The 23615-nt window shown below is 40.4% G+C and carries 21 protein-coding genes; 4 read left to right on the top strand and 17 right to left on the bottom strand.

The features are described from left to right. Positions 1–157: 157 nt before the first annotated feature. Together BTHG_RS24975 and spoIIR are read right to left on the bottom strand one after the other, a co-directional pair. Positions 158–604, bottom strand: a complete 447-nt coding sequence (locus BTHG_RS24975; protein WP_010677211.1) for a GNAT family N-acetyltransferase — start codon at positions 602–604, stop codon at positions 158–160. 144 nt (positions 605–748) lie between these two features. Further along, the gene (gene spoIIR, locus BTHG_RS13235; RefSeq protein ID WP_010677212.1) at positions 749–1414 is read right to left on the bottom strand and encodes a stage II sporulation protein R; all 666 of its coding nucleotides are present in this window, start codon (positions 1412–1414) and stop codon (positions 749–751) included. 190 nt (positions 1415–1604) lie between these two features. Here spoIIR and BTHG_RS13240 point away from each other — a divergent pair, with 190 nt between their 5' ends. After that, positions 1605–1814 (top strand): helix-turn-helix transcriptional regulator, encoded by a 210-nt coding sequence (locus tag BTHG_RS13240; protein WP_010677213.1) that lies wholly within the window; start codon positions 1605–1607, stop codon positions 1812–1814. After that, complete coding sequence (locus BTHG_RS13245) at positions 1811–2284, top strand: hypothetical protein (RefSeq protein ID WP_010677214.1); 474 nt, start codon at positions 1811–1813, stop codon at positions 2282–2284. The genes BTHG_RS13240 and BTHG_RS13245 overlap by 4 nt, the downstream gene beginning before the upstream one ends. Before the next feature lie 98 nt (positions 2285–2382). Here BTHG_RS13245 and prmC read toward each other — a convergent pair whose 3' ends face one another. Both prmC and prfA read right to left on the bottom strand, forming a co-directional pair. Continuing rightward, positions 2383–3252, bottom strand: a complete 870-nt coding sequence (gene prmC / locus BTHG_RS13250; protein WP_010677215.1) for a peptide chain release factor N(5)-glutamine methyltransferase — start codon at positions 3250–3252, stop codon at positions 2383–2385. Further along, positions 3252–4319, bottom strand: a complete 1068-nt coding sequence (prfA, locus tag BTHG_RS13255) for a peptide chain release factor 1 (RefSeq protein ID WP_010677216.1) — start codon at positions 4317–4319, stop codon at positions 3252–3254. The genes prmC and prfA overlap by 1 nt, the downstream gene beginning before the upstream one ends. Before the next feature lie 282 nt (positions 4320–4601). Between prfA and BTHG_RS24980 the strand changes: the two genes are divergently transcribed. Further along, a complete protein-coding gene (locus tag BTHG_RS24980; protein WP_010677217.1) occupies positions 4602–5117 on the top strand; it encodes a MerR family transcriptional regulator in 516 nt (171 codons plus the stop codon). Positions 5118–5180: 63 nt separating this feature from the next. On the opposite strand, the gene BTHG_RS13265 is transcribed toward BTHG_RS24980, so the two are convergent. The 7 genes from BTHG_RS13265 to BTHG_RS13300 all read right to left on the bottom strand — a co-directional run bounded on the left by BTHG_RS13265 (position 5181) and on the right by BTHG_RS13300 (position 13221). Next, entirely contained in the window at positions 5181–5801 is a 621-nt protein-coding gene (locus BTHG_RS13265) for a thymidine kinase (protein ID WP_010677218.1), read from the bottom strand. Between the two features lie 176 nt (positions 5802–5977). After that, positions 5978–6178, bottom strand: coding sequence for a 50S ribosomal protein L31 (rpmE, locus tag BTHG_RS13270; protein ID WP_010677219.1), 201 nt, complete (start codon positions 6176–6178; stop codon positions 5978–5980). 224 nt (positions 6179–6402) lie between these two features. Beyond that, on the bottom strand, positions 6403–7695 hold the full coding sequence (gene rho, locus BTHG_RS13275; RefSeq protein WP_010677220.1) for a transcription termination factor Rho: 1293 nt from the start codon (positions 7693–7695) through the stop codon (positions 6403–6405). Positions 7696–8094: 399 nt separating this feature from the next. Next, entirely contained in the window at positions 8095–9057 is a 963-nt protein-coding gene (gene glpX / locus BTHG_RS13280) for a class II fructose-bisphosphatase (RefSeq protein ID WP_010677221.1), read from the bottom strand. A 147-nt stretch (positions 9058–9204) separates the two neighbouring features. Continuing rightward, positions 9205–10491, bottom strand: a complete 1287-nt coding sequence (locus tag BTHG_RS13285) for a UDP-N-acetylglucosamine 1-carboxyvinyltransferase (protein WP_010677222.1) — start codon at positions 10489–10491, stop codon at positions 9205–9207. A 1165-nt stretch (positions 10492–11656) separates the two neighbouring features. Beyond that, the gene (locus BTHG_RS13295) at positions 11657–12514 is read right to left on the bottom strand and encodes a class II fructose-bisphosphate aldolase (protein WP_010677223.1); all 858 of its coding nucleotides are present in this window, start codon (positions 12512–12514) and stop codon (positions 11657–11659) included. A gap of 335 nt (positions 12515–12849) precedes the next feature. Further along, positions 12850–13221 (bottom strand): response regulator, encoded by a 372-nt coding sequence (locus BTHG_RS13300; RefSeq protein ID WP_010677224.1) that lies wholly within the window; start codon positions 13219–13221, stop codon positions 12850–12852. Between the two features lie 258 nt (positions 13222–13479). Here BTHG_RS13300 and BTHG_RS13305 point away from each other — a divergent pair, with 258 nt between their 5' ends. Continuing rightward, positions 13480–14013, top strand: coding sequence for a DUF2529 domain-containing protein (locus BTHG_RS13305; RefSeq protein ID WP_010677225.1), 534 nt, complete (start codon positions 13480–13482; stop codon positions 14011–14013). A gap of 1078 nt (positions 14014–15091) precedes the next feature. Here the strand turns inward: BTHG_RS13305 and BTHG_RS13310 are convergent. The 6 genes from BTHG_RS13310 to BTHG_RS27090 form a co-directional block, all read right to left on the bottom strand. Continuing rightward, entirely contained in the window at positions 15092–16699 is a 1608-nt protein-coding gene (locus tag BTHG_RS13310; protein ID WP_010677226.1) for a CTP synthase, read from the bottom strand. A gap of 393 nt (positions 16700–17092) precedes the next feature. Then, on the bottom strand, positions 17093–17668 hold the full coding sequence (gene rpoE / locus BTHG_RS13315; protein ID WP_010677227.1) for a DNA-directed RNA polymerase subunit delta: 576 nt from the start codon (positions 17666–17668) through the stop codon (positions 17093–17095). A gap of 198 nt (positions 17669–17866) precedes the next feature. Beyond that, positions 17867–21127: a fused isobutyryl-CoA mutase/GTPase IcmF gene (gene icmF, locus BTHG_RS13320; RefSeq protein ID WP_010677228.1), complete on the bottom strand. Its 3261-nt coding sequence runs from the start codon at positions 21125–21127 to the stop codon at positions 17867–17869. 195 nt (positions 21128–21322) lie between these two features. Beyond that, positions 21323–21943 (bottom strand): TetR/AcrR family transcriptional regulator, encoded by a 621-nt coding sequence (locus tag BTHG_RS13325; protein WP_010677229.1) that lies wholly within the window; start codon positions 21941–21943, stop codon positions 21323–21325. 241 nt (positions 21944–22184) lie between these two features. Beyond that, positions 22185–23324, bottom strand: coding sequence for an acyl-CoA dehydrogenase (locus BTHG_RS13330; protein ID WP_010677230.1), 1140 nt, complete (start codon positions 23322–23324; stop codon positions 22185–22187). A gap of 2 nt (positions 23325–23326) precedes the next feature. Continuing rightward, on the bottom strand, positions 23327–23615 hold a 289-nt coding region (locus BTHG_RS27090), incomplete at its 5' end, for a hypothetical protein (protein ID WP_010677231.1).

Consider the following 23615-nt stretch of genomic DNA (forward strand, 5'->3'; position numbering starts at 1 on the left):
AATGTATCCACACCCCATATTTTTCATCACGTTCCATAGACTATCACATTCGTCCTCATTTTAACAACAAAACTTATCCACATTATCCACAAAATTCAATAAAAAAACCTCTACTTGTGCACATTCCCATTCACAAATAGAGGTTTGAAAACTATTGTTACTTTTCAATTTTAGCAACCATAAACATTGGATCTGCTTTTTCAAGAAGTTGTGTGATATGATTCGAACCTTTAATATGGTCTGGAAGGTCTCCAGCATCCATTTGCTCAAAACCAAGCATAGCGAAAAATTGAATCGATGCTTGCTTATTCGTTGCTAAAAATAAACGACTAAGTTCCTTATGCTTCGCGAGAGATATCACACTTTTAAATAAAGTTAATAGATTTGTTTGGTCCACTCCAGGAGAAATCACTAGTGACCGAAGCAAGCCGTCCTTTTCAATTCTTTCAACACCCAATGTTGCAAGTATGTTTTGGTCTGCGTCCTCCATTAAAATAAAGTGATCAATAATCGATTCAATTCTATCCGCACTTACATCAGCTTGTCCTAAAAACGATTTTACCTTTTCGATATCCTGTTCATTAGCTGTTCTAATTTGCTTCATTTACCCCACCCCATCTTAAATCAAATGCGCCTTGGCGTATTTGCGCCCGATTTTTTTCGAGCTGTTATCCTAGTAACTACTCTATGTGGGATTTAGAAAAATAGAACCAAATGCTAGAATTTATATGATATCAAAAACTCATTTTTAGCTGAATAAAGATGTGAAAAATTCAACTAAGAAGAATTTTACCTCTACTTCTTCCTCTTCACTTTCGACCTTATCTTTTTTGTCTTTCTGTTGTTCCCTATCTTCCTTCTCAACTTCTTGTTCGATTGCCACATCTTTTCCTTCCTCATCTGAAGCATCTATCGCATCACCGGTTGAAAAATCTAAGAAACATAATGGCGGGAATAACACGCACCACCAGTTTGCACCTTCCGCTTCACCTAACGAAATAAGGATTGCTTCATACTCACCTGCTGGATAAAGAAATTGACCGTAAAGTTTTGTTGGAAACTGTACATTACGTCCGTAATCTACTGTATATGATTGATTGCTATTTTCTTCTTCTAAAACTCTAGCAACGATTTTCTCGATTTCTGGAAGTCTCTCTTGAATCAATTCTCTTGCAGCTTCAATTGAAGTTAATTCTGCAACCCACTCCGTAATCTCCGCATTCACAGCATCACGCACTTTGCGCTTTAATGCCTGGTCTTCATCGGAATCACTGTTTGCTAAGATGCGAAGTCGAATCGCCTCATCAGGAATCACCTGAGGACCTTCCGCACTCGTTTCCTTTATTAATAAATGGCTATTCGCCCCAATTAACATTAAAAAGATAAATGATACAATTGCAATTTGTTTACTCACTCTCTAGCACCATCCCTTCAAAAACCAGTCTCGCCAAAAAAAGAAAATCCTAAACTACCAAATTTAAAAAATCTAGTAAACTATTTTTTATAGGACATTTCCATGATTTTTAAAATGGATGTAAAGTTGACTTTACAAAATGTATAGTTTATTTTACAATGTAAGTAGAAATAATTGGAGGATATTGCCAATGGAGATTAAAAATCGCGTCAAGGAACTACGGGCAAGGCATAACCTGACACAAGGAGCACTTGCTGAAAAGGTCAATGTCACACGGCAAACCATTGTTGCACTCGAAAAAGGTAGCTACGTCCCTTCGCTTTTACTCGCGATGAATATTGCACATACATTTAACTTGCCAATTGAAGAAATTTTTTATTTGGAGGAGGAAAAAAGATGAGTATTGTCCGTAATGTCATGTATTCCGTTATTTCAATTGTATTATTGGGTTGGGCGCTTTCGTCGATGTACGATGCACAATTGGACTTTGCCGAAATTGTGAAAACGAATCAGGAACCACCTTGGAGCGTCGAATTGAACATGTTACCCTTTTTTATCGCTCTCGTAGTAGGAATCGCATTTACAGCAATAACATTTCCAAAGCTAAAAAAGAAACGCAAATCATGGAAAAATGTTTTTATGTTGCCAGTCGAATTTGAGGAAGAAGACGAACGGGAAAAGGAACTAACCGGTAAAGCGTGCAGGGCTTCTTATATTAGTATGTGGTTCACGTTCCCAATCATCACTGCTTTGTTTTTACTTTATCCATTCATCTCAGATTCCGTACCGTACTATCCAATCATTTTATTGCTGCTTTACCCGTTGATCCAGATTGTTACGTATTTTATTTCGTGGAAGAGAAATTATTAATCAAATAGGTTCGGTGATAAAGCGCAATTGCATTGTAAAGAGTGTGCAATCAGCCTTTGTCATTAAAAAAGGCTTGGGATTACACTCCCGAAGCCTTTTTAAAACCCTATTTCCGCAAATACCATTCGGTCTTTTCCGTTGATGTCATTTACGACCTCTACCTTAGCACCTGAAAAGGTATTTTGTAGCATTTTTGCAACGGCCTCACCTTGACCAATTCCAACCTCAAAGGCCACAATCCCTTTTTCATTCAAAACGTAAGGAATCTCCTTCATAAACCTACGATAGAAATCCAATCCATCATGACCACCCACTAAGGCGCGGAGAGGCTCGTGATCCTTTACAACCGTTGATAAAGTCGCAATGTCATCTTCCGGAATATAGGGTGGATTCGAAACGACCACATCCACCTTCATTCCTTCTTCAATCAGCGGTCCTAATAAGTCACCTTCAAAAAATCTTACAGTTGCCCCTAACCGTTTAGCATTTTCCTTCGCCACATCAATGGACGCTTTCGCTATATCGACGGTCATTACATCTAACTTCTGATTTTCCAGGGCAAGCGTAATCGAAATCGCTCCACTCCCTGTTCCAACATCAACGACGTTTATCTCATCAGATGTACCAAAAAGGCGTCTAATTCTCGCTAGCACCCCTTGAACCAGCTCTTCCGTTTCAGGTCTTGGGATTAACACTTCCTCGTTCACCAAAAATCTACGCCCGTAAAACTCTTCATAACCCATAATGTGTTGAACGGGCACTCCACTGGCGACCTCTTCTATGGCTAACTCAAACTTCTCTTTTACTTTAGGGTCAAGCTCTTCCCGAAGTTCCGCAAGCAACTGAGCCCGACTCATTCCAAGATAATGACATAAAAGCATTTCCCCACAATTTTCGTCCCGACCATGTTCCCTTAAAAAAGAAGAAGCCCATTTGAGGGCTTCGAATATTTTATGCAAATCTGCCATTACTCGGCTTGCTCCATTTTTCTTGCTTGGTCCTCCATAATGAGAGCATCAATCACTTCATCTAGCTTCCCAGTAAGGATTTGATCAAGCTTTTGAATGGTTAATCCAATACGGTGGTCGGTAACACGGTTTTGTGGGAAATTGTACGTACGGATACGCTCAGAACGGTCACCCGTACCGACTGCCTGCTTACGGTTTTGGTCGTATTCTGCTTGTGCTTCCTGTTGGAATTTATCGTAAACACGCGCACGTAATACTTTCATTGCTTTTTCCTTGTTTTTGATTTGGGATTTCTCATCTTGACAGGAAACCACAATACCAGTTGGTAAATGCGTTAAACGAACCGCAGACATTGTGGTGTTAACACTTTGTCCTCCAGGTCCACTGGAAGCGAATGTATCAACACGAATATCTTTTTCATGGATGTCGACTTCAACTTCTTCTGCTTCTGGTAAAACAGCCACCGTTGCAGTTGATGTATGGATACGTCCACCTGATTCTGTCTCAGGAACACGTTGTACACGGTGTGCCCCATTTTCAAACTTCAGTTTTGAAAAAGCACCTTTTCCGTTAATCATAAAAATGATTTCTTTATAGCCACCAACACCTGTTGTGTTAGCTTCCATCACTTCAGTCTTCCAACCCTGGTGCTCAGCAAAACGGCTGTACATGCGGTAAAGGTCTCCGGCAAATAGCGCAGCCTCATCTCCACCTGCAGCACCACGGATTTCCATGATAACGTTTTTGTCATCATTTGGGTCCTTTGGCAATAAGAGTACGTGAAGAATTTCCTCAAGTTCCTCCATTTGGTCCTCAAGTTCGTTGATTTCTTCCTTCACCATTTCACGCATTTCAGCATCAAGCTTTTCTTCAAGCATCGCTTTTGCATCGGTTAACTGTTCCTTAACCTCTTTGTACTCTCTATATTTCTCAACAGTTTCTTGTATATCAGATTGTTCTTTTGAATATTCACGTAGCTTAGTTGTATCACTAACGATATCTGGATCACTTAATAGTTCATTTAGTTTTTCATAACGAGCTTCAACAGCCTCTAAACGATCAAACACGCGCTTCACCTCAAAATTTAGTCCATAACATTATAATTATAGTATAGGGTATCCATATAGGTCAAAGCAAATTACGGAATGACGCCCTTTTTCACAACCTCCCACAAAATCCCGCTGTCGAATAATAGTTTTTATGTAGGATTGGTTCTTTCTTTGACGAAAAGGTTCTAGTTTTGTCTACCAGGGAGGATTTTTCTCTCTAAAGGGAGAACGTAGTACTATACAAAGAATCGGAAAAATTAGGACATACGAGAAAAAGAAGAACGAGGGGGAGTGGTTGGTGTGAACACTGCGGAGTTCGCAAGAAAATTAGGGGTTTCAACCAAGACGGTTCGGAAATGGATTAAAAATTTAAATCTTACTTGTGAAAAAAATGAATATGGCCATTATGTATTTGAAGAAACAGACCTTCCATTATTTGAAGGAATACGGAATCAAGTGAAATCTGGGGTCCCATCTGATAAAATCGTAATATCAACACCAGCGCCTAGGAAGGGGACCGCACGGAAAATGGTTCAAGTATCTGATAAAACACTCTCTGAAAAATTAAATGAAATCATGAAACGGATCGAAGAAAACGAAAGGCAGATTGAGGGCAAAGCAAGTGATGTTGTATCTTACCAACTCCTACAGCATCGCAAGGAAATCGATGAGCTTCAAAAAAAGATGCAAAAACTGGAGGCATACATCGACCAGCTAGAAAGAGAAAAAGAAGAACTTCTGAAACAAACGGCGATTACACTCGAAAAAGTCGAGGGATCCAGAAGACGTAAAAAAGTACTTGGATTTTTATTTTAAGATCAGGAAACACAACCTGATCTTTTTTAATTCAAAAATAAAAAGCACCCCATCAGGAGCGCCTTATAATTTCAATGTATCCTTTTTGGCAACTAATTGTAACAGTGGTTTCCCTGGTACTTCATGATGATGGCGACAGCGTGGTTCATAGGACTCTGATGCACCTACTAATATGACCGGATCATCATAGGATGCTGGTTGTCCATTTATTAAACGCTGTGTTCTGCTTGATGGTGAACCACAAACGGAACAAACGGCTTGCAGCTTTGTCACAAGTTCAGCTAATGAAAGCAGCTCTGGAACCTTTCCAAACGGTTCGCCACGAAAGTCTTGATCTAAGCCAGCAACAATTACGCGATGGCCACGGTTTGCAAGAATTTGAACAACTTCTACTATCTCGTCATCAAAAAATTGCACTTCATCAATTGCAACAACATCTGTATCTGCAGAAACTGCTTCCAGAATCTCAGCAGAAGTTGCAACTGGTTTTGCTACAAAGGATGCACCATTATGAGATACAACAGAATCATCACTATATCGATTATCAATTTGAGGCTTAAACACCTGAACGGATTGTCTTGCAAATTCAGTACGACGAACACGTCGAATCAACTCTTCAGATTTTCCTGAAAACATGCTACCACAAATTACTTCAAGCCAGCCACTTTGCTTCATTATATACATGAAACGAAGGTCTCCTTTCCTCGGGTTGGTTCTAACCTTGAGTCAACTAATGACTGTAAGTATGAGGATTACTTTATAAGAGGTACATAACGAATAATTGCGAGAAAAATAGGTCTAGTAGCACAAAAAACAGGCAAGAAGAAAAACTTGCCTGTTTTTGGCTTTTCAAATCGATATTATTTAATACCGTATTTTTTGTTGAATTTATCTACACGTCCACCTGCATCAGCGAATTTCTGACGACCTGTATAGAATGGGTGACACTCTGAGCATACCTCAACGCGTAACTCTTCTTTTACAGAACCAGTTTCAAATTCGTTTCCACAAGCACATTTCACCATAACTTTTTTGTAGTTTGGATGAATTCCTGCTTTCATTCGTCTCATCTCCTTCCGCCCTGAATCATTGATCGAAACAGAGTTACGTTTTAGCAAGTTTATACAATTGCATGTACAATCTCGAATACCTAAAACGCACATGTTGAAATTATAACAAGTGAAGCCGTGAATTGCAACTTAATCCTGCTGTTAAAAATCGTCAATTGACAATATTTTTTCCAACCTCATTAAGTAAGAACTCTTAGCAAACCCACTTTATTTTTTTATGCCTCAGATCGATTGTTATTTCTTCTGGCAACAGCCGCTTTCTTTTCTGCTTCAAGCATTTCAAAGAACTCTGCATTTGTCTTAGTTTGCTTAAGTTTACGTAAAAACTTCTCAGCAAAATCTGGTGAATCTGACATTGCTTTACGGATTGCCCAAATTTTGTCTAGCTTGCCTTTTTCAATAAGAAGCTCTTCTTTTCTTGTACCAGAGCGACGAATATCGATTGCAGGGAAAATACGACGTTCCGCTAATGAGCGATCTAAGTGAAGCTCCATGTTACCCGTACCTTTGAATTCCTCATAAATGACATCATCCATACGGGAACCTGTGTCAACTAGTGCAGTAGCCAAAATAGTTAGGCTTCCACCCTCTTCGATGTTTCTCGCTGCACCAAAGAAGCGCTTAGGACGGTGGAATGCTGCAGGGTCAATCCCCCCTGATAATGTACGCCCACTTGGAGGAATAACAAGGTTATAAGCTCTTGCAAGACGTGTGATACTATCCATGAGGATAATAACATCACGTTTATGTTCAACTAAGCGCATAGCTCTTTCTAATACGAGCTCCGCAACCTTAATATGGTTTTCCGGAACTTCGTCAAAAGTAGAGCTTACCACATCGCCAGCTACAGAACGTTCGATGTCAGTAACCTCTTCTGGACGCTCGTCGATTAGCAATACAATCAATTCAGCCTCTGGGTGATTTGTCGTAATGCTATTTGCGATTTCCTTAATCAGCATGGTTTTACCAGCCTTTGGAGGTGCTACAATAAGCCCACGTTGTCCGAAACCAACCGGTGCCAAAATGTCCATGATTCGTGTTGAAATATGGTTTGGCTTCGTTTCTAGGATTACTTGTCGATCTGGATATAGAGGCGTAAGACCAGGGAAATGGACACGTTCCTTTGCAGATTCTGGGTCATCACCGTTCACAGCTTCAACGTGAAGAAGTCCGTAGTAACGTTCATTTTCTTTTGGAGGACGTACCTTACCTGATACCTTATCCCCATTTCTTAGGTCAAAACGACGGATTTGGGAGGCTGAAATGTAGATATCCTCTGAGGAAGGAGAATAGTTGATTGGGCGTAGAAATCCAAATCCTTCTGATTGGATAATTTCAAGAACACCCTCCATAAATAAAAGGCCATCCTGTTCAGCGCGCGCTTTTAAGATTGCAAAAATCAACTCTTTCTTTGACAACTTGCTATAATAGGAAACCTTAAATTCACGTGCAAGTTCATATAATTCCTTCAGCTTCATGTTTTCCAAGCTTGAAATTGTAATACTCATTCGTACACCACTCTTTTGTTTTTGTTTATTTTCTATATCTCGTAAATGCTCTCCACTCGATTAGGTTTTGAAGTTTTTCATTCGTCCATCATATAAAAGCGTTTTCGCATTTTTCCCTTCAGTAAATAAAGAGATAGATGAAACATTTTATATATAAGGAATGGATGGAATGATACAGAAGCATTATGAGGATTGCATAGAAGTTTTCACCGCGGTACTCATTTTTTCGTACGAGAAAATGAAATCCCTAATTAGAAGTAAAAAGACCATAGATAGTCCTCTCTATTTTACCCTATTCTCGTATTTTTAATCAATACCCTTCTTTTGATAGAGTCGTGACGTTTGAGGCTAAAAGCCTTACAAAACCAGGAGAAGCGAGTACAAAGACTCGCTCCTACTCTATTTAATTACTAAATTTGGCTTTTTCTTCAAGCTATGTCTACCATCTATGAATCTAACAGTTCCAGATTTTGCTCGCATAACAAGCGAATGAGTTGTCCCAATGGAACCTTTAAATTGAACACCGCGTAAAAGCTCACCATCTGTGACTCCTGTTGCTGCAAATATTGCGTCATCCCCTCTAACTAAGTCTTCCATTCGAAGAACCTTTGAAACATCAAGACCCATCTTGATACAACGGGCAGCCTCTTCATCATTTTGCGGAAGTAATTTCCCTTGAATTTCTCCACCCAAACATTTTAAGGCTACGGCTGAAAGTACACCTTCTGGGGCTCCACCTGAGCCAAATAATATATCGACACCGGTATGGTCAAATGCCGTATTAATTGCACCTGCAACGTCCCCATCATTGATTAATTTAATCCGAGCACCCGCATCACGAAGTTGTGAAATAATTTTTTCGTGACGAGGACGATTTAAAACGGTTGCTACGACGTCTTCTATATCCTTGTTTTTTGCTTTTGCCACAGCTTTTAGGTTATCAATAATTGGGGCATTAATATCGATTAATCCTACCGCCTCTGGTCCGACCGCGATTTTTTCCATGTACATGTCTGGGGCATGAAGTAAATTTCCGTGATCGGCAACCGCCAGCACAGAAAGCGCATTCCAACCACCGGATGCTAAAATATTTGTTCCTTCTAATGGGTCAACTGCAACGTCCACTCTAGGTCCATAGCCGTTTCCAAGCTTTTCGCCGATATAAAGCATTGGGGCTTCGTCCATTTCTCCTTCACCAATGACAACTTGTCCCTTCATTGGGATTGTATCAAATACATCTCTCATCGCAGATGTTGCTGCCCCATCTGCTTCATCTTTTTTGCCTCGTCCCATCCAACGGGCTGATGCCAATGCCGCTGCTTCTGTAACACGAACAAGCTCCATCGATAAGCTTCTTTCCATGATCCATTCCCCCTTGCTGATAATAATCTTTCTCTAGCAATTATTTAACATATCCATAACATAAAAACGCTTTCTCTCTACTTTTCTTCTTTAGAATACATGAAAACTCCCACTTTTTGTAGTGGGAGTTCGTTGATTTTTATTCTATTACGAATTTTGAACTTGTTCTATTTCTTCTTCTGTTAAGCTTTCTCTCCAGATGGTTGCACCTAAGCCTGTTAGTTTTTCTTCTAGATGGCTATAGCCGCGGTCGATATGCTCTAGGCCTGTAATCTCGGTTACACCTTCTGCCATTAAGCCAGCAACCACAAGTGAAGCACCAGCACGTAAGTCACTTGCCTTAACCTTTGCTCCCTGTAGCTGAACTGGTCCTGTCACGATTGCAGAACGGCCTTCAACTTTGATTTGAGCGTTCATACGGCGTAGTTCATCAATATGTTTAAATCTTGCACCGTATATTGTATCTGTTACAACACCTGTACCACTTGCCCTAGTTAGCAAGGATGTAAAAGGTTGCTGCAGATCTGTTGGAAAACCAGGATATACAAGTGTTTTGATATCAACAGATTTTAAATCCTTATTTCCAACAACCCAAATTTGGTCATCACTTGTTTCAACTGTTACTCCCATTTCACGGAACTTGGCTATTAAAGATTCCAAGTGGAGTGGGATTACATTATCAATTAAAACACCTTCGCCCATTGCAGCACCGATAATCATATATGTACCAGCTTCAATGCGGTCAGGAATAATTGTATGGCGGCAGCCTTGTAGGGAATCAACACCGTCAATGCGGATAACATCCGTTCCGGCTCCTTTGATTTTAGCCCCCATACTTGTTAAAAGGGTTGCGACATCAATAATTTCTGGTTCTTTTGCGGCATTTTCAATAATTGTACGGCCTTTTGCGCGCACCGCTGCCAACATGATATTAATCGTTGCACCCACACTGACAACGTCAAGATAAATACGAGCACCTCTTAGCTCATCAGCACGAAGGTAGATGGCGCCTTGTTCATTGGTTACTTTTGCACCAAGCGCTTCAAAGCCTTTAATATGTTGGTCAATCGGTCTTGGACCTAAGTGGCAGCCACCTGGTAACCCAATCACCGCTTTTTTAAAGCGACCAAGCATCGCTCCCATTAAATAATAAGAGGCACGAAGCTTCTTTACCTTCCCATTCGGTAAGGGCATTGAAACAATATTTGTTGGATCAACGAAAATTTCTTCTTTATTTATAGATACACGGCCACCGATTTCTTCAAGCAAATCACCTAAAATTTGTACATCGGATATATCTGGTAGACCTTCTATTGTTACTGGCGTTTCTGCTAGGATTGTTGCTGGAATGAGGGCTACTGCACTATTTTTCGCCCCACTAATTTTTACAGTTCCTTTTAATGGATAACCGCCTGCTATTTTTAGTTTTTCCATATGTGGCTCCCTTCTAGCGAAGATGACGGTTTTGTAAGGGAAACCTCGAATTGCCACGGATACAACCTGTCCGGAACATTATCTGCGGATAAAATTAACACTTTAGGCAGTTCTTTTCCCTTATTTTTCGTTACATGATATAACGACACTTCACTTGAATTGGTATATTTTTACACAGTCTCAATGCATACTTGTACGAGTATTAATTCTTAGTTTACACGAAAATCGAAAAATCATGTATCATTTTATATCTTTTTCAAAAAACAATCAAATTCACCTAGTGAAGGTCAATTTTCTTAGGGCGAAAATCGTACTACAAAAGTCGTACTTCTTTTATTTTGTTTGTGATGAATGATTATAGTTGAAGTGATTCTTGGTGAAGGTTCATTTGTTCATACGTTACAATGTTCGTCTTGGTTTCATTTTTTTGGGTAAATTACACAAATCAGCTCCTTCCACTTCTTTTGTGTGTCTTTATTACCAACAATTACCCCTAGACTCCCAATTGTTTGGCAAGGATTTTATAAAATAACCTTGCACTTTTCTTTGTGCACTAGCTTCAGGCGCCATCGGCTCGAGGTCATAAGCCAATCGCTTCGGAAGGTAAAATACACCTCTGTCAGCGCTTTTCTTATGCTTGTCGCTGATAAACAGGCGCCTTGCGCTTTTCTTTGTGTCCAGCTTCAGGCGCCATCGGCTCGAGGTCATAAGCCAATCGCTTCGGAAGGTAAAATACACCTTCTGTCAGCGCTTTTCTTATGCTTGTCGCCGATAAACAGGCGCCTTGCGCTTTTCTTTGTGTCCAGCTCCAGGCGCCATCGGCTCGAGGTCATAAGCCAATCGCTTCGGAAGGTAAAATACACCTTCTGTCAGCGCTTTTCTTATGCTTGTCGCCGATAAACAGGCGCCTTGCGCTTTTCTTATTATAACGCAAGAAAACCGCTATTTCCAAATTACCAGTTTAAAATAATGGGAAATAAGCGGCTTTTCTATATGGTTTGGAAGAACTTCTTCCAATCTATTTAATTAGACGTAGAAACTTTATTCAAAGTTTCATCCTCCGGCTGAAGCCACAGATTTTTAGAGGAAACTTTACGAGCAAGCTCGAAAAAATCTGGGCTCAAAAACGCCAAGGCGTATTTGATACAATAAAAGGGTTTCGTTCTTATGCTCTTCCTGTAGAACCGAATTCACGCATTTTGCCTTTTACAGTTTCACGAATTGCGTCACGAGCAGGTCCTAAATATTTACGTGGATCGTACTCTTCTGGCTTAGCAGCAAGTGCTTCACGAACTGCCTTCGCTGAAGCAATTTGGTTTTCTGTATTTACGTTAATTTTAGCTGTTCCAAGAGAAACTGATTTTTGAATATCTTTTGTTGGAATTCCAGTACCACCGTGAAGTACTAGTGGTAAACCAGTTTTGTTACCGATTTCTTCCATTTCTTTGAAACCAAGGTTTGGTTCACCTTTGTAAGGACCGTGAACAGAACCTAATGCTGGAGCTAAACAGTCAATACCAGTGCGGTTAACAAGCTCAACACACTCATTAACATCTGCATAGATAACACCTTCAGCTACCACGTCATCTTCTTGTCCACCAACAGTACCTAGCTCAGCTTCTACAGAAACTCCGTGGAAATGTGCAAGTTCAACAACTTTAGAAGTAATTTCAATGTTCTCCTCAAATGGATGATGAGAAGCATCAATCATTACAGATGTGAATCCAGCATGGATAGCTTTTGCACAATTTTCGAAAGAAGAACCATGATCAAGATGGATTGCAACCGGAACTGTGATGTTGGATTCTTCCATAATTGCTTTAACCATTGCAACTACAACTTTGAATCCACCCATATATCGGCCAGCACCTTCAGAAACACCTAGAATAACTGGTGAATTTTCTTCTTGTGCAGCTTGTAAAATAGCTTGTGTAAACTCAAGATTGTTTAAGTTAAATTGACCTACTGCATAACCTTCTGCTTTTGCTTTTTCAAGCATTTCTTTCATTGAAACCAAAGGCATGTGAATTTCCTCCTTTTGTACTGTTTTGCTGTGTGAAATAAGAATTTCTTCCTAAACACATAGAAACACGGCAAAAATCACCGCAGGTAAATTGTATCCCTATTCCAAAGATTTCGTGTCACAATTAGAATGACCGAAACAAAATGATAATATGTAAATTCAAGTTAGAATAACAGACAAAAAGCACATAAAAATGCCTCTTGTGTTAAGGAATAGCAACAATACAGTACTAGCATATCACAAGATTTTGATTTCGCAATAGACGTTTAATTAGCGCATTTTTCATTAAGCGTTTTCATTTTGATAACAACGCGGTTTTATATTTTTTGTGACTTTTATTCGGATTTTAATGGTATGTTTGCTCTAACTGCTTCACGAAGCTCATCAATATCAAAGGGTTTTGCAAAATGGGTAATTGCTCCCAAATCCTTCGCTTCTTGAATCATATCGAGCTCACCATAGGCGGTCATGATAATAACACGGATATCCTGGTTAATTTTTTTCAATCGTTTTAGGATTTCAATCCCGTCCATACCTGGAATTTTCATATCTAATAAAACTAAATCTGGAGAGTGTTTTTGAACAATATCGATTGCCTGTACTCCATTAGCTGCTTGGAATGTCTTGTAACCTTCTTTTTGAAAAACTTCGTTTAATAGTATTCGTATTCCGTATTGGTCATCCACAATTAAGATTTTCTCTGACATTCTTTAAAAACCCCCCTTAAATAGATAAAAATAATAGGTTTAATACTTTTGTTGTCTCTTTTTTCAAATTATTATATCATTATTCATTTTTATTCTACCATTACGAACAAATTTCCTTCTTTTTACGGAGAAAACTTTTATTTCCAAGAGCGAAACAATTTTCTCAACATAATTCGACATGATTTCTTATTTTTTTGTATAACGTTATAATGATAATATATATGGAAAATGACAAAAGAGAAAGAAAGGAATACATGTATGTTGAAAATTTTTACAACACAGCTTCAGGGACAGTTTAAAAAGATTATGGAACAAGAAGAAATGAATATGGAGGATGGCGCAAGAATCCTTGCTCAGTCTGCCATTAGCGATGGTACAATATTCATTCATGGGTTTGGAGAGATGGCTGCAGTTGCAACAGAAGCATTATTTGGTGCTGAACCATTGGAGTCTGCAAAACCGTTGTATACAGATGGAAAAATGAACGAGATTGGAGATGTCGATTCTGTTCTGTTGATCACTAGATTTTCAACCGATAAAGAGGCTATAAAGCTAGCAGAAGAACTTCGTGGCAATGGAATTCAAGTAGTTGCGATTTCGGCGATTGTAAAAACAGAGGCTGATCGCACACTTAATGAAATCGTCGATATTCATATTGATAGCAAGCTTCAAAAATCACTCATCCCCGATGACGATGGAACCCGCTTTGGTTTTCCAAGCGTGATGACGGCTCTATATGCCTATTTTGGACTGAAATTTACAATCAAAGAAATGGTTGAAGAATTTGAATAAGACAAATTGAGTAAATTTGGGAAATTAAACTTGATGAAGGCCTAAATGAGGTTGATTTTTAACCAAAAAGTCCTTCATAGGCTGTATGAAGGACTTTTCTAGGCTTACTTTCAATCAAAAAGGTCTTCATTACCCTGATGAAGGACTTAACCAACTTATTTTTCATTCAAATAGTCCTTCATAACCCCGATGAAGGACTAAACCCTGCTGATTCTTTTACTTAATCTTCTTCATGGACCACTTGAAGTGGAAAACTCTTCAGTTTCTCAGACCTAATCCCCTTCATGGACCACTTGAAGAGGATACACCGTCAGTTTCTCGGACCAAATCCCCTTCATAGACCATTTGAAGAGGAAAACCCTTCAGTTTCTCAGACCGAATCCCCTTCATAAACCATTTGAAGAGGATACACCTTCAGTTTCTCGGACCAAATCCCCTTCATGGACCACTTGAAGTGGAAAACTCTTCAGTTTCTCAGACCTAATCCCCTTCATAGACCACTTGAAGAGGATACACCTTCAGTTTCTCAGACCGAATCCCCTTCATGGACCACTTGAAGAGGATACACCATCAGTTTCTCAGGCCGAATCCCCTTCATAAACCATTTGAAGTGGAAATCCCTTCAGTTTCTTGGACCTAATCCCCTTCATAAACCATTTGAAGAGGATACCCCATCAGTTTCTCAGACCGAATCCCCTTCATAAACCATTTGAAGAGGACTTCACCTCAGTTTCTCGGACCAAATCCCCTTCATGGACCACTTGAAGTGGAAAACTCTTCAGTTTCTCAGACCGAATCCCCTTCATGGACCACTTGAAGAGGATACACCATCAGTTTCTCAGATCGAATCCCCTTCATAAACGACATGAAGAGGATTTCCCATCAGTTTCTCGGACCTTTTCCCTTTCATAGACCACTTGAAGAGGACTTCACCTCAGTTTCTCGGACCAAATCCCCTTCATGGACCACTTGAAGTGGAAAACCCTTCAGTTTCTCGGATCGAATCCCCTTCATAACTCTAATTTCACAAAAAAACGGCGAGTGATAATTCACTCGCCATTTCTTACATATCTATCTATTACATTTTTTCAGCGTTCGTTAAAGATGCTCTAATAAATTCTCTAAACAATGGTTGTGGACGATTTGGTCTTGATTTAAATTCTGGATGGAATTGTGATGCCACAAACCATGGATGATCTTTCAACTCAATAATTTCCACAAGACGTCCATCTGGGCTTGTCCCTGAGAACATAAAACCAGCTTCTTCCATTGCTTGACGATAGTGGTTGTTAAATTCATAACGATGGCGGTGGCGCTCATATACCACTTCATCATTGTATGCTTCATAAGCTTTCGTACCTTCCTCTACTTTACAAGGGAAGATTCCAAGACGAAGCGTTCCACCTAAATCCTCAACATCTTTTTGCTCTGGTAAAAGGTCAATGATTGGATGTGGCGTATCTGGATCAAGTTCAGCAGAATGTGCGCCTTCAAGTCCTAACACATTTCGTGCAAACTCAACAGATGCTAACTGCATACCAAGACAAATACCTAATAAAGGTGTTTTGGTCTCTCTCGCATATTTTAAAGCAGAGATTTTCCCTTCGACTCCGCGATCACCGAAGCCTCCTGGAACAAGAATACCGTCTGCTTCACCAAGTAATTCAGCAACATTTTCATCTGTTACATCTTCAGAATTAACCCAGTTGATATTGATATCAGAATCAAATGCATAGCCTGCATGTTTCAATGCTTCTGCTACAGACAAATACGCATCCTGAAGCTCAACATATTTTCCGACTAAGGCAATATTTGTTGTTTTTGTAAGATGTGTAACCTTCTCAACGAGCTTCACCCAATCAGACATGTCAGCTTCTTGGCAATCTAATTGAAGGTGCTCGCACGCAATTTGATCAATGCCTTGTTCTTGAAGTGATAACGGAATTGAATAAAGTGTTTCCGCATCACGGCTCTCAATAACCGCCTTTGGATCAATGTCACAGAAAAGCGCAATTTTTTCTTTCATATCTTCTGAAATCGGCATTTCTGTACGGACAACAATAATATTTGGCTGAATTCCAAGGCTACGAAGTTCTTTTACACTGTGCTGTGTTGGCTTTGTCTTCATTTCTCCTGCCGCTTTAATGTACGGAACAAGTGTACAGTGTACGTACATTACATTATGTGCGCCGACATCACTTTTAATTTGGCGGACTGCTTCTAGGAAAGGCAGTGACTCAATGTCTCCAACCGTACCACCGATTTCAGTAATGACCACGTCTGCATTTGTTGCATGTCCGGAACGGAATACTCTTTCTTTAATTTCGTTTGTAATATGTGGGATAACTTGAACAGTTGCACCTAAGTAATCACCGCGACGCTCTTTCTTTAAAACAGTTGAATAGATTTTACCTGTTGTCACGTTACTGTACTTGTTTAAGTTAATATCAATAAAACGTTCATAGTGTCCTAAGTCTAGGTCTGTTTCAGCACCGTCATCCGTAACGAAAACTTCACCATGTTGATACGGACTCATAGTTCCTGGGTCCACGTTAATGTATGGATCGAATTTTTGAATCGTTACATTCATTCCTCGGTTTTTTAGTAAACGACCTAAAGATGCGGCAACAATCCCTTTTCCAAGGGACGACACAACCCCACCTGTTACAAAAATATATTTTGTCATCTTTCTTTTTTCCCCCAATCATGTAATTAGTTAAAGTTTGCTCAAATTAATGAAATTGTATAAACATAAAAAGCGCAAATGCCTCATCAGCCCCGACAAGTATAAGAAAAGCCGGCAAGAAGGATGTCTTTTATCCTTATTGACGGTTTGGCTTATGATCTCGAGCGGTTAGCTGCCGGAGCTAGACATAGAGAATTCTCGGTGCGGGGGTAGATTATTCTCACTCGCCGAACCTATACTCCTATAAAAATAAAAAAGCTCCACTTACAATATGTAAGGGAGCGAAACTTTATATGGTTTCGTAGATACTCTTTTTTTAGAGCCCAAAAAGTATTCTACCTAGTTAAGATTGAAAAGTCAATACGAAGTTTGGTTGAAAGTATTACTCAAAAATTAGTCTTCTTCCTCTTCTTCTTCCAGTTCTTCGTCTTCGTCTTCTAACTCATATTCGTCATCATCAAGCAGTTCATCATCGTCTTCGAAATCTTCATCTTCATCTTCATCGTCAATGTCGTCGAAGTCCTCTTCTTCCTCTTCTTCTTCATCGTCGATGTCATCAATTTCCTCGTCTTCTTCATCATAATCTTCATCAAAGTCAAGTTCATCTTCATCAAGATCGTCGAAGCCGATGAGATCTTCATCCTCATCCTTTTTCTTCTTGCCCTTTTTCTTCTTCTTCGGCTTTTCGGTATGAGTAACCTCTTCATCAATTTGCTCGTATGGATACCAAGTGCGAAGTCCCCAACGATTATCACCTAATGTAATAAAACGACCATCAATATTGATATCTGTATAAAATTGAGAAATTCTAGCACGAAGCTCTTCTTCTGAAAGCTCCAATACTTTTGCAACTTCGTCAACTAGCTCGTTAAAAGTAATCGCATCTTTTCTCCCTAAGAAAATCTCATACGCTACTTCAAGCATTGACATTTCTTTTACCTGCTCTGGTGAGTATTGATCGAGACTCATCAAGGCACTCCCTTTCTATGTATGTAACTACAAATCATAATAATAACTTGTGTATTATATATTACCATTGAACTAATAGAAAAAAATAAGTTCTGTAAAATACATATCATTCATTATAAACAAAATCAACCACTTTATGCCAGCCTATTCATTTTTTAAGGCTGGGTCATCCACTTTTGACCCAGCCTCGAGCTTTTTCTACATATTTCTACGGTATTGACCGCCCACTTCATAAAGCGCATTGGTAATTTGACCAAGACTTGCAAACTTTACCGTCTCCATCAACTCCGCAAAAATATTTCCATTGGTAACGGCAACCTGTTTTAGACGTGTCAGTGCTTCGTTTACGTTATCCTGATTTCGTTGTTGGAATTCTTTTAAGTTGTTAATCTGAAGTTCTTTTTCTTCCTTTGTTGCCCGAGCAAGCTCGATATTGTTTAAATCCTCCTCTGTTGGCGGATTTGGATTTAAGTAGGTATTCACGCCAATAATCGGAAGCTCTCCTGTATGCTTTTTCATTTCATAATACATGGATTCATCCTGAATTTTTCCACGCTGGTACTGTGTCTCCATTGCACCTAGAACTCCACCGCGGTCATTCAATCGGTCAAATTCTTGAAGCACTGCCTCCTCCACTAAATCAGTTAGCTCTTCGATGATGAATGAGCCTTGTAACGGATTTTCATTTTTCGTTAATCCATGCTCTTTCGTAATAATCATCTGAATTGCCATCGCGCGACGAACAGATTCTTCGGTTGGTGTTGTAATCGCCTCATCATATGCATTCGTATGAAGGGAATTACAATTGTCGTGAAGTGCCATGAGAGCCTGCAAGGTCGTACGAATGTCATTAAAATCAATTTCCTGCGCATGAAGGGAGCGTCCAGATGTTTGAACATGGTATTTTAGTTTTTGACTACGCTCGTTTGCTCCATACTTTTCTCTCATCACAGTTGCCCAAATTCGGCGTGCCACCCGGCCAATAACCGTATATTCAGGATCCAAGCCATTACTAAAAAAGAAGGATAAGTTTGGTGCAAAGTCATCAATCTTCATACCACGGCTGAGGTAGTATTCCACATAGGTGAACCCGTTTGATAAGGTAAACGCGAGCTGTGAAATTGGGTTTGCACCCGCTTCCGCGATATGGTATCCCGAAATCGAAACCGAATAATAGTTTCGGACTTTGTTTTCAATAAAATACTCTTGGATATCCCCCATCATTCTAAGTGCAAATTCCGTTGAGAAAATGCATGTATTCTGACCTTGATCTTCTTTTAAAATATCGGCCTGCACTGTTCCTCGTACGGTTTGTAACGTTTTCGCGCGCACCTCTTGGAATTCCTCTACCGTTAAAACACGACCAAGCTCCTGTTCACGTTTTTCAACTTGTTGGTGAATGGCTGTGTTCATGAACATTGCTAGGATAATTGGTGCTGGGCCATTGATTGTCATGGAAACTGAAGTGGAAGGTGCACACAGGTCAAAGCCGTTATAGAGCTTTTTCATATCATCAAGTGTACAAATGTTAACGCCACTTTCGCCGACTTTCCCGTAAATATCTGGACGATATGCTGGGTCCTCCCCGTATAAGGTGACAGAATCAAACGCTGTACTTAAACGCTTCGCAGTATCGTCCTTCGATAAGTAATGGAAGCGGCGATTTGTTCTTTCAGGAGTTCCTTCACCTGCAAACTGACGCTTTGGATCCTCCCCTTCACGTTTAAACGGAAAAACACCTGCTGTATACGGGAATGCCCCAGGAACGTTTTCTTTATAGACCCATCGTAAAATTTCCCCGAAATCTTTGTAGTTCGGGAGTGAAATTTTGGGTATCGACAATCCTGACAGGCTTTTCGTTTTTAAGATTGTAACGATTTCCTTGTCACGAATTTTTGTGACGAATTTCTCACCTTTATAGGTGTCCTTCAGGGATTCCCAGTTTGCCAAAATCTTTTTTGACTCGTCTGTAAGTTTTGCTTCATATTGCGTTTTAAGTGTTTCAAGCGTTGTTAGGACTTCTTCGTTTCCTAGCTCCTTCACACTATCGATTGCACCACTGATTTGGAATAGTTTTCTTGCCATTTCCACTTGATGTGCCGCTTTTTTATGATAATTACGAACGGCATCTGAAATCTCACGCAAATAATAGCGACGGTCATTTGGAATAATCACATTTTGTTTTTGAACATCTGCTGTTTTATCAAAAGTTGTTTTCCAATCAGTGCCCATTTTTTCATTTATGATATCAACAAGGTTAGCAAAAAGGGCGTTTGTTCCCGGGTCATTGAACTGACTTGCAATTGTACCGTACACCGGCATTTCGTCATAATCTTTTTCAAATAATAGATGACTGCGTTGATACTGCTTCTGAACCTGCCGTTTCGCATCCTCTGAACCCTTGCGCTCAAATTTATTTATGACGATTAGGTCAGCATAGTCAATCATGTCGATCTTTTCAAGCTGTGAAGGCGCACCGAATTCACTGGTCATGACATACATCGAGATGTCACAAACCTCTGTGATTTCCGCATCCCCCTGCCCAATTCCGCTTGTTTCAACGATGATTAAGTCAAAACCGGCTGCTTTTACGACAGCGATGGCATCCTTAATGGCAAGTGACAACTCTGATTTAGAGCCCCTTGTAGCAAGGCTTCGCATGTACACTCTTGGTGAAAAAATGGCATTCATGCGAATTCGGTCACCAAGAAGGGCTCCACCTGTTTTTTGTTTCGTTGGGTCAACAGACAGAATCGCAACCTTTTTATCATCCAGTTCATTGATAAAGCGGCGAATTAGTTCATCAGTGAGCGAGCTTTTTCCAGCCCCACCTGTGCCTGTAATCCCTACAACAGGTACCTTTTTTTCAAGATCTTTTATTTTTTGAATCACAGCTTCTGCGGTTGCTGCCATTTCAACTGTATTGCCAATTTGATTCTCAGCAATCGTAATCAGTTTTGCGACTGTTTTATAGTCCCCTTTTTGAAGAAGTTCAAGCTCATCTGTTAGCTCGGTGCTTGTCGGAAAATCACATTCTTTTATCATTTTATTGATCATTCCTTGAAGCCCCAAGACGCGACCATCTTCAGGAGAAAAAATACCGGCAATGCCATATTCATGCAGTTCCTTCACTTCACGTGGGATAATAACCCCACCACCACCGCCATATATGCGGATATGGGGCGCTCCCCGCTCCTTCAGAAGATCATACATATATTTAAAATATTCTACATGGCCTCCCTGATAAGAGGAAATCGCGATTCCTTGTACATCCTCTTGGATTGCCGCATTCACAACTTCCTCTACTGAGCGATTATGTCCAAGGTGAATCACCTCAGCACCACTCGCTTGTAAAATACGACGCATGATATTTATCGAAGCATCATGCCCATCGAATAAGCTTGAAGCTGTGACAAACCGTACATGATGCTTTGGACGATAAACTTCCACCTTACTCATTTCCTCTCCCCCAGTCTTTTTAATAAAGTACAAAGCGCCTCAATTCCAGTTAAAAGCAGGCACGTCCTGTGCCTATAGCTAGCCAGCCTGGCATGGACGACAAGCACAAGACAAGCGGTAAAAGAATGTGATCTTTGCCTTCAGAAACACGGCTAGTGAGCTTGTGCCGATTGCGCCTTGTGCTAGACAATACCTTCATTTAACAATTCCATTTAGTAAAAGTTCTGTTTGCATTTCAATATATTCCTCAAGTGTGAAAATCTTGCGCATTGCCCAGCGGCGAAACCCCCACATCTGACCTTGAACGAAAATGTTATGAGCAACAAGTTCAACTTGTTTTTTCGGCAATTGAAGTTCCCCGTTTGCGATACAATCTTCAATTGCTTTTTCAAACATACCGACCATTTCGACTTCCTTATTTAGCACATATGGCAGCGCGTCCTTTGACAGTGACTTCGCCTCCTGATAGAGAACAAGAACCTCATCCTGCATTTCATCCATAACGAGAAAGTAATTGTGAATCGCACGCTTCAGGCTTTCAATACTGGCTTCCTTTGTATTGAGTGCCTCTTGCATCCGCTCCTGAACTTGGTCATAAATGCTATCCACAACTAAATAAAGGACATCCTCTTTCTTGCGGATATATTCATAAAGGGTGCCGATGCTAAAACCGGCTGCTTTTGCAATCTCCCTTGTCGTAGAGCGATGAAAACCCTTCTCCTTAAAAAGGGTCACTGCACCCTTAATCATCTGATCCCTTCGTTTTTTGATCAACTTCTCATCTTTCACCGAAGCAGGCACATCATTTCTACGCATCCCATCACCTCCTGTAAGAAAAGCTCTAGGTGACCCGTCTATCGGCGACAAGCATAAATCAAGCGCTGTTAGAAAGTGTATGACCTTCCGAATCAATTGACTTATGCTAGAGAGCCAAACCAATGGGCACCTTAAGCTAGACGTTTTGGGACAGGGGGACAGGTTCATTGTCCCATCTTACCTGGTACACAGGACCTGTCCCCTTGACCCACTTTTTTCGTAAAAGGTTAGAAACCTACTTTTATTTTGTTAGCATTCGAGAGATTACGAGGCGTTGAATCTCTTGAGTACCTTCATAGATTTGGGTAATTTTTGCATCACGCATATAACGCTCTACTGGGTAATCCTTCGTATAGCCGTAACCACCAAAAACCTGTACCGCCTCTGTTGTTACTTTCATTGCGGTATCCCCTGCAAATAATTTTGACATCGCGGATTCTTTCCCGTAAGGAAGCCCCTCTGATTCTAGCCATGCTGCTTGATAGGTTAGGAGTCGAGCCGCCTCAACACTAGTTGCCATATCCGCAAGCTTGAAGCCCACCCCTTGCTGAGCAGCAATTGGTTTTCCAAACTGAACACGTTCCTTCGCATATTCAGTTGCAGCATCAAGCGCTCCTTGAGCAATTCCAACTGCTTGGGCTGCAATTCCGTTTCGACCACCATCAAGCGTCATCATCGCAATTTTAAAGCCTTCTCCCTCTTCACCAAGTAGGTTTTCCTTAGGTACTTTGCACTCTTCAAAAATAATTTCAGTTGTCGGTGATGAACGAATTCCCATTTTCTTTTCTTTTTTTCCTACAGAGAAGCCAGGAAAATCACTCTCGATAATAAATGCACTTGTACCCTTGTGCTTTGAAGAAGGATCTGTTAGCGCAAACACGACATAAATATCGGCAATTCCACCATTTGTAATAAAGATTTTAGAGCCGTTTAAAACATAATGGTCGCCTTCTAATCTAGCGGTTGTTCTCATTCCACCTGCATCTGAGCCTGAGCCGGGTTCTGTTAATCCATACGCACCGATTTTTTCACCCTGCGCCATTGGGCGTAGATACTTTTGCTTTTGCTCTTCACTACCAAACTTAAAAATCGGCCAACCCGCAAGCGAGGTATGAGCTGAAAGGGTTACCCCTGTTGATGCGCACACTCTTGATAACTCCTCAACAGCGATACAATACGCTAAATAGTCACTGCCAATGCCACCGTATTCTTCTGGCCATGGAATTCCTGTTAAGCCAAGCTCCGCCATTTTATCGAAAATTTCACGGTCAAAGCGTTCCTCCTCGTCGCGCTCTGCTGCTGTTGGTGCCACCTCGTTTTTAGCAAAGTCACGCACCATTTTACGAATCATTTCATGCTCTTCTGATAATTTAAAGTACATAGTTAGTACCTCCACTTGTATAGAATGTTAGTTTTTGTGATGAACTGCGTCGTTTTGGGGCTGGGATTTGCGTCTACTTTCACTTTTTTGCGTCGATATTCGCGGATTTGCGTCATTTTCCCGATTTTTGCGTCAATATCCGCGGATTTGCGTCTTCTCCCTGATTTTTGCGTCGATTTCTTCGGATTTGCGTCTTCTCCCTGATTTTTGCGTCGCACACCAAGGTTTTGCGTCTCTTTCCCGATTTTTGCGTCAATATCCGCGGATTTGCGTCTTCTCCCTGATTTTTGC

This window comes from Bacillus timonensis (assembly GCF_000285535.1).
In the GTDB taxonomy this organism is placed as follows: Bacteria; Bacillota; Bacilli; order Bacillales; family Bacillaceae_L; genus Ferdinandcohnia; species Ferdinandcohnia timonensis.